Source organism: Rhodanobacter sp. MP7CTX1 (assembly GCF_014205795.1).
Classification (GTDB): Bacteria; Pseudomonadota; Gammaproteobacteria; order Xanthomonadales; family Rhodanobacteraceae; genus Rhodanobacter.
In genome coordinates, this window is sequence record NZ_JACHCN010000009.1 from 83,801 (window position 1) to 96,742 (window position 12,942).

Consider the following 12,942-nt stretch of genomic DNA (forward strand, 5'->3'; position numbering starts at 1 on the left):
TATGTATGGATGCCGATGCTAGTTGTCGATCATCAAGAGCATTGCGTTTGCAACCAGGAGGGCAACAAGGCTTTCAAGACGCTCACGGCTGCATGCCGTTGACTGGGCGCCGGTGTAAATCAAAGGTGCATTGGCCACGAATCGTGTCTGGACCTTGCAGGCCCGAAGCATAACCCACAGAGGCCCAAGCGTAGCGCCCGAGGCAAAAATCGCCACTCGGCGTTCGCGTGGTCACTCGCACCTGTTGTTATATGCTGCGGCAGCAAAAAAATCCCTCGGAAACTGCCAGATCCCACTGAGATGACGACTACTCTCCGCCATGACGAAACAGAGCGCTTGCGCGCGGCACAGGCGCTCTGGCAGCAGGGGCAGGTGGAGCCCGCACGGGCCGTGCTGAATGACATCCTTGCCCGTCAGCCCGGACACGCCGAGGCCGCGACCTTGCTCGCCGAGTTGTTGCAAGGTCAAGGCCAGTTCGATGCTGCGAGCAACGTCATGGCAAGTCTGTGTCGCCATTCGGACAGGGATGCCGCCACCACGTTCCGGTGTGCTCAATTCGTCCAGCAATGTCAGCGCCAGCGATTGGCTGCCGCCTTGTGCGAGGAGGCGTTCGCACGTGGCAACAAAAGCGCTGAATTGCATGTCCTTGCGGGCAATATCGCCAAAGAGCTGGGTGAATTCGACTCGGCGCGCAACCATTTTCTCGCTGCACTGGAAGCCGGCGTCGACCTCAATGCCTGGTTCGTGCTTGGCGCACTCGCCACAACCCAGCGTTACGACACCAGCGCTCATCCGGATTTAGGCCGTTTCATCGCCCATTTCCATGACACCACCTATTCCCTGCACTCGCGGGCAACGACAGGTTTCGGCCTGGCCAAGGCCTATGACGACCTTGGCGACTACGCCAACGCTGCGCAGACGTTGCGCGAGGCGAATCGGTTGTCACAACAGGCGCAACCCTGGTCGCGTGCCTCGTGGGCGCAATGGCTGGGTACCCGAATGCAATCGCGCTTGTTCGACCAGCCATTGCAGCCAGCGCCTGATTTCGTTCCGATCTTCATCGTCGGCTTGCCTCGCAGCGGCACGACACTGGCGGCGACCCAACTGGCCAGGCACCCGGATGTCTGCGATCGGGGCGAAATGCCGATGCTCAATTACATCGCCAACAGCCTGCAGATGGGAAATCACCATCACGATGCGGGAGTCTTGCGCGAAGCGGCCGAGCTGTATCGGAAGCTCGCCGTTCAGGACGACCCTCGCGTACGCTGGTACATCGACCAGGACCCGAACAATTTTCGTTACCTCGATCTGATTGCGGCGTTGTTCCCGCAGGCGCGCATCATCCATTGCCAGCGCGGTCGTCGCGATACGGCGCTATCCATCTGGTCGCAGAGCTTCGCCCAGGCGCACTACGGATTTGCCAACGACTTCGACGACATCGCTGACTTCTTCAGCGGTCATGACCAGTTGATGCAACATTGGCAACAACGTATCCGGCTGCCGATACATCGTCTTGACTATGAAGACATGGTCTCGGATCAGCAGTCGACGCTGGAAAAACTGAGGCTATTCGTCGGCCTTCCTGCGGCTGCGGCGAGTGATGAAACGACATCTTCGCCAGCGGCAATTACTTCGGCCAGCATGTGGCAGGCGCGTCAGCCGATCTATCAGTCATCGGTCGGACGGTGGGAGCACTATCTTCCCTATGTTCCCGAACTACGGCGATTTTGAGGCCACCTGCCATGGTGGGGTTCGCTGTGCTCACCCCAACCTACGAGGCTTTCCCCGAATCGTGTCTCGCCTTCAAGGCGAGACACTGCCGGCTGGCCTGCATCGAATGATCGCGGCGCTATACCTCTAGTCGATCGTCCGGACGCGCCACCAGTGCATACAGTGCCGGCATGAGAAACACGCTGATCAGAAGCCGCGTGAACAGTCCGCTGACGATGACCAGCGCGAACGGTCGTTGAGTGTCCGTACCAACACCGGTAGCCAGCGCCGCCGGTAACAAGCCCAACGCCGCCACCAGCGCAGTCATCATGATCGGACGCAGTCGCAGGATAGCGCCTTGACGAATCGCCTCGTTGAGGACGACGCCGCCGCGGCGTAGCTCGTTGACATAGGAGATATAGACGACAGCCGTCTGTACCGAAACACCGAACAAGGCGAGGAAGCCGATGCCGGAAGACACTGAAAACGGCGTATTGGTAAGCCACAGGGCCACGATGCCACCCACCGGCGCCGACAGCAGCACACCGAGCACGGTGATGAACGGGAATTTGAAATTGCTGTAAAGGGTGAATAGCAGCAGGAAAATCAGCGCCAGAGTCAGCGGAAGAATCACATTCAGCTGCGCCCGCGAAGCCGTGTATTCGGTGTACTCGCCGCCCCAATCCAGACGGTAGCCCTGCGGCAGCTTGATCTTGTCATTGACCCGCTGGATGGCATCGCCAACTGCACCGGCAAGGTCGCGGCCTTCCACCGAAAACTGCACGCCGATGTAGCGTGAATTGTCCTGGCGGTAAATGAACGAGGCTCCGTTCGTCACCTGGATATCCGCGAATTGCTTGAGCGGAATCTGCTGTCCGGCCGGCGTGGTCACCAGGATGTTGCCGATTTCCTCGGGGTTGTCCCGGTATTGACGTTCGAGCCGAACGACGAGATCGAACTGCTTTTCCTGCTGCACCACCTGGGTGGCCACATCGCCACCAATCGCGGTCTGGATCAGGCCATTGATGTCGGCGACGTTCAAGCCATAGCGGGCAATCTGGGCGCGGTTGATCTTGATGGTGAGGCTCGGCTGCCCAAGCTCCTGCACCAGGGTCACGTCGCGGATGCCACGCACCTTCTCCAGCAGCTGCTTGATCGCCTTGCCCTTTTGCTCAAGCATGTTCAGATCCGAACCGAAGACCTTGACCGCCAAGGCACTCTTCAAGCCGGTTTCGGCCTCGTCCACCGCATCCTCCGCCGGCTGGGTGTAGTTGAACATGATCCCGGGAAAAGCCTGCAGCTTCTGGTTGATGGCCTCGGTGAGTGCAGCCTTGGTGCGATAAGTACCCGTCCATTGCGAGTAAGGCTTTAGACCGACGTAAAACTCGACGTTGAAAAAGCCGGTCGAATCCGTGCCGTCATCCGGTCGCCCCAGCTCCGAGGCGACCGTGGTGACTTCGGGGAAGGAGCGCAAGATGTCGCGCACCTTGGGTGTGATCTTTGCCGATTCGTCGAACGAAATCGTGTACGGCATCGTTGCGCGCACCCACAGTGCACCCTCATCCAGTTGCGGCATGAACTCAGCGCCGATGCGCGGGATGAGCAGCAGCGAACCGACCAACAAAATGGTCGAGGCGAGCGTCGTCCCCCAGGGATGGGCGAGGCAGAAATCCAGACCTTTGATGTAGACCGATTTGATCGCTTCAAAGATGACATTGCGACGCTCGTTTACACCCTTGCGCATGAACCATGCGCACAGCACCGGCAGCAGCGTCACCGTCACGATCAACGAGCCGACCAGGGCGAAAATCATGGTGTCGGCCATCGGTTTGAACAACGTCCCGGACGGCCCCGACAACACATAGATCGGCAGGAAGCTCACCACGATGACCGCTACGGCGTAGAACAGCGGACGATCGACCTCCGCCGCTGCTTCCCGAATGATTTCCTTGATGTTGAGTGTGGTTCCCCTGCGTTCTGATATCTGCCGGTAAATGTTTTCCACCATCACCACCGCGGCATCCACCAGGATGCCGAAATCCACGGCACCGATGGAAAGCAGGTTGGCCGAGGCGTTCTGCACATCGAGACAGATGAAGGCAAAAAGCAAGGCCAGCGGAATGGTGGTGGCGACAATCAGGCCCGCGCGGAAATCGTAGAGAAAGAAAATCAGGATCACGACGACCAGCAACATGCCGCGCAGCAGGTTGTCCTCGACGATCTTCGTGGTCAGCGCAATCAGATCGCTGCGGTCGTAGAACGGAACGACTTTGACGTCCTTGGGCAGGATTTCATCGTTGAGTTGTTTGGTCTTCTGCTCGACCCGCTTGAGTACGTCCTGGGTCTTTTCGCCGGTGCGCAACAGGATGACGCCTTCCACCGCGTCGTCTTTTTTCTCGTAGCCGAATTCACCCAGGCGCGGCGCGATGCCGATGACGACGCGGCCGACATCCTTCAGCAAGATCGGCGTGCCGTCATGTACCGCCAGCACCACGTTGCTGATGTCCTCCAGCGTTTCCATGCGCCCCAGGCCGCGTACGTAGTAGAACTGGCCGCCCTGCGAATAGAACCCGCCGCCGGCGTTGCCGTTGTTGGCTGCCAGGGAAGCCTCTACCTGCACTGCCGACAAGCCGACCGCAGCGATCTTGGCCTGATCCAGCAGCACCTGGTATTGCATCGTTCCGCCGCCGAAGCCGGAATCATCCGCCACACCTGGAACGGATCGATATTGCGGTTCGATGGTCCAGGCCTCGAGGGTCTTCAGATCCATCGCCGACCGATCAGGGCTTTGCAGTACGTAGCGATAGATCAGACCCGAGGGCGCCGACAGCGGCGACACCGAAGGCGTCACGCCGCTGGGCAGACTCGCATCCCCCAGCCGGTTGAAAACTTCCTGGCGGGCGAAATTATTGTCCGTGCCATCCTGGAAAGTGATGATGACGTCGGACAGCCCATACAGCGAAATGGATCGCGTGTTGGCCGTCTTCGGAATGCCGTTCATCGCCAGCTCGACGGGAACCGTCACCAGCCGTTCCACTTCTTCGGCGGCGTGCCCGGGCCATTGCGTAATGATCTCGACAATCGGCGGCGACAGATCGGGATACGCATCGACCGGCAGGCGATCAAGCGAACGCGCTCCCGCACCCGTCAGCAACAGCGTCATCAGGATGATGAGAAAGGGCTGACCCAACGAAGCGGCCACAATCCGATTCATGATCGAAGCCGTACGCGACGGCGATCCATTGGAAGGCCCATTGGAAGGTAATTGGTCGCTCATTGGTTTTGCATGAACTGAACGAAGATGGCGCCATCAACCACGATCTGATCGCCAGAGTTAAGGCCAGAGGGAATGTCGTATTGATCGCCGGTGCGATAACCCAGGGTCACCGAACGCCGCGCGAAACTGCCATCGCCCTGGACGACGTAGACAAACGGCAGGTTCTCATCGTCGCGCAGGATCGCCGAAACCGGGGCCAGCAGGCCGTTGCTTTCCTGGCGTGAATGAATCCGCACGCTGACGTACATCTGCTTTTTCAGGAAGCCGCCCGGATTGTCGACAACGACGCGCGCCGGCACCAAGCGGGTATCGGGACTCACCAGGGACGCAATGTTGTCCACGGTTCCGGCAAAGTTTTTCCCAGCGATGCCGGTCACCACTTCGGCAGGGTCGCCAACGCTCACCGAAGAAATATCTGAATCCGAAATCTGCGCCATGACCCAGACGCGCGAAAGATTGGCGATGGTGAAACACGGCGTGGTGCCGGCCTGCAGAAGCAGCCCGGGCGTGATCAGTTTCTCCACCACAGTTCCGCTGATCGGTGAGCGGATCACGCCTTCGATGCGGGTCACCTGCCGACCCTGCTGAATATCCTTGATCGCCTGGGGATCGACGCTCAGCGAGACGAGTCCCTGCAGGGCGGCCTCTAGATCAGCGTCGGCATTGGCTGCGTCGGTTTCTGCCTGGTCCTCTTCGCGCTTGGCAACGCCCTGGTGCTGGACCAGATCCTTTTCCAGGTCGGCCAGACGGCGCGCGGTATGGGCGGTGGTGAGGGCCTTGCGATAGGTGCTGACGGCAGCGGCAAAATCGGGGGAATCGACGTAGGCCAATGCATCCCCTTTCTTTACCTTGTCGCCGGGGGATACCAGCAGTCGCGACACTGGGCCAGAGATCGGTGCCAGCACGCTGGTGGCTTGATCGTTGTCGAAGTCGACCGCGCCGGTGGCTTCGACGGTCTTGTGAAACCGGGACGACGCGACGGTGTACAGATGGACGTTCGGTCGCTGGGCAGCAGTCAACGTTACGTTGCTGGCCGTCACGGACGCGGCCTGCGAGCTGTCGTCGGTTTTGGATGAGCAGCCAGAAAGCAACACGATCCCCGCCGCTACCATGAGCGCCACAGCGCGAGAGCGCATGAACGTGCCCCGACCTTTCGCCGCCGTCATCCCGTTGAACAATTTATTTTCCATCTTTGTCCTGGACTAGTTCCGCGCGATTCCACCAGCCACCGCCGAGCGCCTGGAACAGCGCTGCGGTGTCCGCATAACGATTGGCCTGGGCCTGGATCAGACTGATCAGGGCCTGCTGATACGACTGTTCAGCGCTGAGCAGCGAAAGCTCGTTCGCATAACCGGCCTGTAGTTGTCGCTGAGACAAATCCAGGGTGCGCTTGGCGGCATCGGCGGCGGCGCCGGCTGCCTTCAAACCCTCGGCATCCTGATCAAGCGCGGTCAAGGTGTCGGCGACACTTTGAAAAGCGCTCAGCACCGTGCTGCGGTATTGTTGCGCCGCTTGCACGTAGGCAGCCTTTGCCGCGCGCTCCTGATGCAGCAGTGCACCACCCTGGAAGATGGGCGCGGTCAGATCCGCACCCAAACCCCAGAACCCGGTGCCGGATTTGAACACCTGCCCAATCGCCAGCGCCGAGCTGCCGGCATTCGCGGTCAACGCGATGTTCGGCAGTCGATTCGCCGTGGCGATGCCAATCTGGGCGCTGGCGGCATGCATGTTGGCTTCTGCCTGCAGCACATCGGGACGCTGGGCCACGAGTACCGAAGGCAGGCTGACTGGCAATTCCTGCGGTAGCTGCAGATTCGAAAGATCGAATTTTTCAGCCGGGGCCTCGCTCGGAAATTTCCCCACCAGAACCGCCAGAAGATCGCGTTCCTGGACCAGTTGCTTGATCAACGGCGGCAACGTGGCGGTGACTTGGGCGAGCTGCGATTCCTGCGCGGCGAGATCAAGCCCACTGGCGTAACCCTTGGCGAGTTGTCGCTGCAGGATTTGCACCATGTTCGTGTTGATGTCGATCAGCTGGTGCGTCGCATCGATCTGCGCCTGCAGCGAGGCCTCCTGCACGGCGGCGGCCACTACATTAGTGCTCAACGTGATCTGCGCCGCGATCATCTGGAAGCGAACTGATTGTTCCTGCGCCTTGATCGACTCCGTCGTGCGACGGTTCAGGCCAAACAAGTCAGGCGCATACGAAACGCTGACCTGCGGAGTGAACAGGTTGTACAGAAACTCGCCGTTGTTGGGCGTCGCCGAGATAGTCCCTGCGGTCTTCTGGCGGGTGGCCGAAAAATCCGCGGAGACACTTGGAAAGTAGACACCGCGCTGCCCCAACACATTCTCATGAGCTACGGTCAGCGCTGCCTGCGCTGCCTTGAGATCAGGATTGTTGGCGAGCGAATGCTCGATCAGATCGTTGAGTGGCCTGGAATGAAACAAGGTCCACCAGTCACCGGGAATGTCGCTGCCCTTGCTAAAGCGCTGCGCTTCGCCGCCGGCAACGTTCGCGCTTGCAACGGTCGACGAAAGCGGCTTGGCGGTGTAATCGGCGACATCGGGAGCGGCAGGTTTCTTGAAGTCGGGACCGACTGCGCAACCGGCCATCAGCAACGAGGCCAGCGCCGCGCCGAAAAAAAGCTGATTGCGCCGTAGGGAGTTGGCAAGGGACGAGACCTTCTTTGTTTCCCCATCTCTCGTTTCTTCGATTTTGGCGAGCACTTCGGCCCACGTCTTTTTCATGCGAGCGCGTCTTCGAGAGAGATTGATCCGGATGTAACGATATATCGTATCAAATACGAGCGAAAGCCGTGCCGAAAGTCACGACGTCAGGCGAGTCGCGAATCCCCAGCAATGGCTCCGCACAGGCGTTACAGCCCCTTCGCGGCCTGCGCCACTGCCCGGAACAAGGCACGTCCCTTGTTCATCGTCTCCTCCCACTCGGCGGCAGGATCGGAGTCGTAAACGATGCCGGCGCCAGCCTGAACGTGCAGGCGCCCGTTCTGGATCACCGCCGTGCGGATCGCGATAGCGGTGTCGGCATCGCCCCACCAGCCGATCCAGCCGATTGCGCCGGCGTAGATGTTGCGCTTGTACGGCTCCAGCTCCTGGATGATCTCCAGTGCGCGGATCTTCGGCGCGCCGCTCAGCGTGCCGGCGGGGAACGTGGCCTTGAGCACGTCCATGTAGCTGAGGTTCGGCAGCGCCGTGCCTTGCACTTGCGAGACGATGTGCATCACGTGCGAGTAGCGTTCAATCGCAAAGGACTCGCTCACCTCGACGCTGCCGGTCACGCTGACCCGGCCGATATCGTTGCGGCCGAGATCGATCAGCATCACGTGTTCGGCGCGCTCCTTCGGATCGGCCAGCAGCTCCGCTTCCAGCGCCCTGTCCTCTTCCTCCGTCGCGCCACGCTTGCGCGTGCCGGCGAGCGGGCGCACCACCACCTTGCCGTCCCTGAGGCGCACCAGGGTCTCCGGCGAGGAGCCGACGATCTGCGTATCGCCGAGGTCGACGAAATACATGTACGGCGAGGGATTCATGGCCCGCAACGCGCGATACACATCGACCGGCCGTGCGTTGAAGCCGACGCTGAGCCGCTGCGACGGCACCACCTGGAAGATATCGCCAGCGCGGATGTATTCCTTCGCGCGCTCGACCATCGCCTCGAACTCCTCGCGGGTGAAGGAGGACTTGAAATCGCCTTCATCCAGCGCCGTGGACTGCGTGAGCTGCGGGTAAGAGGCGCCGCCCTGGCGCAAGCGGTAGACCAGCGCATCGAGCCGGCGCTGCGCGGCGGCATAAGCCTGCGGCTGCGACGGGTCGGCGTGCACGATCAGATACAGGCGGCCCTTGAGGTTGTCGAATACCGCCACTTCCTCGGCCAGCATCAGCAGCACGTCGGGTGTGCCCAGCTCGTCAGCACGATCCCACTGCGCCAGGCGCGGCTCGATATAGCCGATCGTCTCGAAGCCGAAGTAGCCCACCAGGCCGCCGCTGAACGCAGGCAGTTGCGGCAATTGCGGCACATCGTATTGCTGACGCAGCCGCTCGATCTCGCCGAGTGGATCGTCGAGATGGCGGCGCTCGATGACCTCGCCGGCGTCCTCCACCTCCAGCTCATGCCCGCGCAGTCGGTACACCCGTTTCGCCGGCAGGCCGATGATCGAATAGCGGCCCCACGTAGCCCCGCCCGCGACTGATTCGAACAGGAAGGTGTACGGGCCGTCGGCCAGTTTCAGATACACCGACAGCGGCGTGTCGAGGTCGGAGAACACCTCCCGCACCAACGGTATGCGCGTATGCCCCTGGGCAACCAGCGCGTCGAATTCGTCTCGGGAGATCACGTGTCAGATCCGGATGGCCAGGCGGGGAAGCGGCCATTGTAGGCGAAGCTCGGACTCAGGCATCTATCGAACTCAACCGCCAGCCGGCCTCAACCGCCCAGCCGCTGCCGCGGCATGCCATGCAGCTGCAGGCAGAACGCCACGCCGCTGCCGTCGTCGAGATTGCGCGCCAGCGCCACGCCGCCGTGCCGTTCTGCGACCAGCCGCACCACGTACAGACCCAGGCCCAGATGAGGTGCGTCGCCCGGCGTGGCCTTGTCGCGCAGGCTGACCAGGGAGTCGAACAAACGACCCTGCATTGCTTCAGGCAGCGGCGGCCCCTGATTGGCCAACTCGATCTCGGCACCGTCATCGCACGCATGCAGACTCAGGCGCAGCCAACCATGCTCCGGAGTGAACGAAAGTGCGTTGTCGAACAGCTTGTCCAGCGCCTGCGCGATCAGCTCGGGAGCGCAGTGCATGTGCAACGGCGCATCGGGCAGCACGCAGTCGAGTCGACGTGTGCCGATCAGCAAACGATACGCGTCGGCGCAGCCACGCACCACGTCACGCAAATCGACATCCTCGGGTTCGGCCGCGGCGATCGAACGCTCCATCCGGCTCGCCTCGCTCATCGCCCGCACCAGCGCACTGAGCCGCGCCACGCCGTCGCGGGCACGTGCCAGATAGGGCTTTGCCTCGGCAGGGAGCGCCGCATGCTCGAGGTTGTCGAGCGAGGACTGCACGATCGCCAGCGGCGTATTGAGTTCGTGCGAAAGTTTGGAGGCCAGCGTGCGCAGATAGTCGGTATAGCCACCGACCACTTCGAACAGACGCTCGAAGCTGCGCGCGAGGTCGCCGATCTCGTCCGGTGCGTCAGTCATCGGGAAACGACCTTTTTCAAACAAGCCGTCCAGACGTCCATCATTGAGTTGCGCGCGCTCGGCTGCATTGCGCAAACGCCCCAGCCGCAAGCTGAGCCGGGTCGCAAACGCCAGCAGGATGCCGCCAGCCACCAGCAGCACACCAAAACTCGTGAGCAGCAGGCCGAGCAAGGCGCGATTTGCAAGCAGCGGAACGATGCGACTGGATTGCTCCAGCAACAGCACACCATCGATCTTGCCCGCACTCTCGATCGGCACCGCGGCAGCCAGCACCACGCTGCCGCGCTCCTCGCCGCTACGCCAGACGCTTGCGGACTTGCCCGCGCTGGCCTGGCTGACTTCACGGGTATCCAGCCGAGGCACATCCTGTGCCCAGGGGTTCGCTTCTTCCATCCGGGTGGCCAGCAGCGAACGATAGATCAGCGAGGCGAACCAACCCGGCTGGCCATCGGCACCCGGTGTGGTGATCAGCCGCCCACTGCGTGCCAGCAGCCAACCCTGCGGCGCCAGCACCCGTGCCTGTACTTGATCGGGTGCGAGCTTCGCCAGTTCACTGGAAAGTGCCGCTGAAAAGTCCAGCAACGGGCGCGTGTCGGCGGCCATCGGATCACCGCCTGCTGCCGCGTCGTACACACCCACGCCAAGAGTGCGCAGTTGCAGACGACGCGACAGTTGCAACTCGACCCGGTAGCCGCTGCCGTCTTCCTGCCACTGCGCGGTGAGTAGATCGGGCAAGCCGGCGACGGCAGGATCAAGCGGCCGCGCCGTGAGCGAACCAGGCGCGGCGCTGGCCAGCAGGTAACGCCGCTGGCCGGCGGCGTTACCCAGCGTCAGGATCAGGTGATCCGCCGCCAGCGCGTTCGCGTCGTTCGCATCGGCCCGGGCGCGCTGGGTGTCGGGCACCTCGGCATACAGATACAGCCAGTCACTGTCTTCGGCGAGCAACAGCTTGCCGCGCTGCTTCTGCGCCGGATCCAGTGGCTGACTCCATGGGGTCAATGGCGCCCAATCGTCGCCGTAACCATCGACGGTGATCGGGCTCGGCGTCTGCTGCACGTACCAGCCCTGCGCATCTGCCGGCAGCACGGCGCCGGTCACCACCAGGCTGCGTGCCACCGCTCGCGCCGATGCCAGCAACGCCTGCGCCTGCCCTTCGCGCAGCAACGTCTCCATCTGCCGCACGTACAGCCAGCCGGCTATCGGCAACGCCAGCGTGCACAGGGCGACCAGCAGGAGTTTCCGGCGCAGGGTCATGCTGTAGCAATCCAGCAGGCGGGCAGCGACACGAGCTTAATGCTGTCCCACCTTGTCCGTTGGTTTGGAAGATGACTGATTTTTCATGTATGCCGAGTTCTCGATCACCCGCTGGAAAAGTTCGGTGACTTGTTGCCGCTGCGCATCGCCGTCGGCCACGGTCATCGACCAGCTGAAACGGATGCCGGCGGCCTTGCCCGGATCGCAGAACACTACCGCATCGTCGATATGATCTGTGCCCTGATAGAGCAGCCCGTGGCAGTCCATGGCGCGATTGCTCACCGGAAACACGGCAACTTTGGCCAGTGGATCATGCTGAAGGTAGTGCTTCTGGTCGGCCTGCCATTCGGCAGCCAGCGTTGGCAGCTTGCGCGGCCAGACGTTGAGCACCATCACGCGGTCGGGTTCGCCGGTCCAGTCGCCCTGGTAGATCACGAAGTCGACGCCGATGGCCTTGGCGTAAGTGCAGCAATCGGCCGTCCAGCCGGCCGGTGCGCTGGTGGAAATGGTCCAGCCAGGAATCGAGCCGTCGGGTTTGCCGGATGCCTCGACGTGCGCGAGCCCGGGCGGCGACGGCGCGGCTGCCTGCGAGATCGCGGTGACGGAGAGCAGGATCAAACCCAGCAACACACGCTTCATACGGGCTTCCAGCGATAACCGACACCGTGCACCGTTTCGATCGCATCGAACTCCGACGCCACCGCGATGAATTTCTTGCGGATGCGCTTGATGTGCGAAGTGATCGTGGCGTCATCCACGACGAGCTCGGCCTCACGCATCAGCTGGTCGCGATTTTTCACATGTCCGGGAAAGCGGATCAGCGTGTGCACCATCCAGAACTCGGTGACGGTGAGCGGGACCTCAGCGCCGTTCCAGGTAATCCGCATGCGCTCGGATTCCATTTTCAGCGGGCCGTGCTCGATGACTGTCTCGCTCGATGCCGGCGCCTTCAGCGATTCGATGCGGCGAAACAGTGCCGCAATGCGCGCGGCCAGCTGATGCAGGCTGGTGTCCTTGCTGAGGTAATCATCGGCGCCGAGCCGCAGTCCGGAAATCACGTCGAAATCCGAATCGCGCGCTGTAAGGAAAATCAGCGGAAGCGTGGACGATTTCGCGCGCAATTCGCGGCACAGATCGAAGCCGCCTTCAGGCTCGTCACCGAGGCCGATGTCGATGATCACCAGCTCCGGCAACCGCATCGCGAACGCAGTCGATGCCTCCCGTCGCGAGCCGTAGCCACGGGCGTCGTAGCCGAAGCGGTTCAATGCCTCGACGTAGTTGGCGCGGATCAGCGGTTCGTCTTCAACGATGGCAATGCTGCGGCCCATGGCTCGCTCCGGGTTGTAGTGCCCGCAGCGTGCTATGCGAACTGCCGCCGCGCAAGCCGTGCAGGGCGACTGCCCGCGTTTCGCCACAAGCCAGCGGCAAGCGGGCCCGATTGTGCCGGCATCCGCGCCGCGGCGGGGTGTGCAATGCAGTCCAA

Annotated in this window: 8 protein-coding genes; 1 reads left to right on the forward strand and 7 read right to left on the reverse strand. The window is 61.9% G+C overall.

Going from position 1 to position 12,942, the window contains the following annotated elements:
• Positions 1-300: 300 nt before the first annotated feature.
• A complete protein-coding gene (locus HDE77_RS12540) occupies positions 301-1,731 on the forward strand; it encodes a sulfotransferase (protein ID WP_184417671.1) in 1,431 nt (476 codons plus the stop codon).
• Positions 1,732-1,849: 118 nt separating this feature from the next.
• Here HDE77_RS12540 and HDE77_RS12545 read toward each other — a convergent pair whose 3' ends face one another.
• The 7 genes from HDE77_RS12545 to pdsR all read right to left on the reverse strand — a co-directional run bounded on the left by HDE77_RS12545 (position 1,850) and on the right by pdsR (position 12,787).
• On the reverse strand, positions 1,850-4,924 hold the full coding sequence (locus HDE77_RS12545) for a CusA/CzcA family heavy metal efflux RND transporter (RefSeq protein WP_184417672.1): 3,075 nt from the start codon (positions 4,922-4,924) through the stop codon (positions 1,850-1,852).
• A 59-nt stretch (positions 4,925-4,983) separates the two neighbouring features.
• Positions 4,984-6,177 carry an efflux RND transporter periplasmic adaptor subunit gene (locus tag HDE77_RS12550; protein WP_343206107.1) on the reverse strand — a complete coding sequence of 398 codons (1,194 nt, stop codon included), beginning with the start codon at positions 6,175-6,177 and terminating at the stop codon, positions 4,984-4,986.
• A complete protein-coding gene (locus tag HDE77_RS12555; RefSeq protein ID WP_184417673.1) occupies positions 6,167-7,738 on the reverse strand; it encodes an efflux transporter outer membrane subunit in 1,572 nt (523 codons plus the stop codon). Before HDE77_RS12555 ends, HDE77_RS12550 begins: the two co-directional genes overlap by 11 nt.
• 128 nt (positions 7,739-7,866) lie before the next feature.
• Positions 7,867-9,342, reverse strand: coding sequence for an anthranilate synthase component I (trpE, locus tag HDE77_RS12560; RefSeq protein WP_184417674.1), 1,476 nt, complete (start codon positions 9,340-9,342; stop codon positions 7,867-7,869).
• An 89-nt stretch (positions 9,343-9,431) separates the two neighbouring features.
• A complete protein-coding gene (locus HDE77_RS12565) occupies positions 9,432-11,459 on the reverse strand; it encodes an ATP-binding protein (RefSeq protein WP_184417675.1) in 2,028 nt (675 codons plus the stop codon).
• Between the two features lie 36 nt (positions 11,460-11,495).
• The gene (locus tag HDE77_RS12570; protein ID WP_184417676.1) at positions 11,496-12,098 is read right to left on the reverse strand and encodes a hypothetical protein; all 603 of its coding nucleotides are present in this window, start codon (positions 12,096-12,098) and stop codon (positions 11,496-11,498) included.
• The gene (gene pdsR, locus HDE77_RS12575) at positions 12,095-12,787 is read right to left on the reverse strand and encodes a proteobacterial dedicated sortase system response regulator (protein ID WP_184417677.1); all 693 of its coding nucleotides are present in this window, start codon (positions 12,785-12,787) and stop codon (positions 12,095-12,097) included. Before pdsR ends, HDE77_RS12570 begins: the two co-directional genes overlap by 4 nt.
• Positions 12,788-12,942: the final 155 nt, after the last annotated feature.

Bases quoted from the DNA above. Each gene is read 5' to 3' on its own strand.
- HDE77_RS12540 (WP_184417671.1), top strand. From the start codon at position 301: ATGACGACTACTCTCCGCCATGACGAAACAGAGCGCTTGCGCGCGGCA.
- pdsR (WP_184417677.1), bottom strand. From the start codon at position 12,787: ATGGGCCGCAGCATTGCCATCGTTGAAGACGAACCGCTGATCCGCGCC.
- HDE77_RS12555 (WP_184417673.1), bottom strand. From the start codon at position 7,738: ATGAAAAAGACGTGGGCCGAAGTGCTCGCCAAAATCGAAGAAACGAGA.
- HDE77_RS12565 (WP_184417675.1), bottom strand. From the start codon at position 11,459: ATGACCCTGCGCCGGAAACTCCTGCTGGTCGCCCTGTGCACGCTGGCG.
- HDE77_RS12550 (WP_343206107.1), bottom strand. From the start codon at position 6,177: ATGGAAAATAAATTGTTCAACGGGATGACGGCGGCGAAAGGTCGGGGC.
- HDE77_RS12545 (WP_184417672.1), bottom strand. From the start codon at position 4,924: ATGAATCGGATTGTGGCCGCTTCGTTGGGTCAGCCCTTTCTCATCATC.
- HDE77_RS12570 (WP_184417676.1), bottom strand. From the start codon at position 12,098: ATGAAGCGTGTGTTGCTGGGTTTGATCCTGCTCTCCGTCACCGCGATC.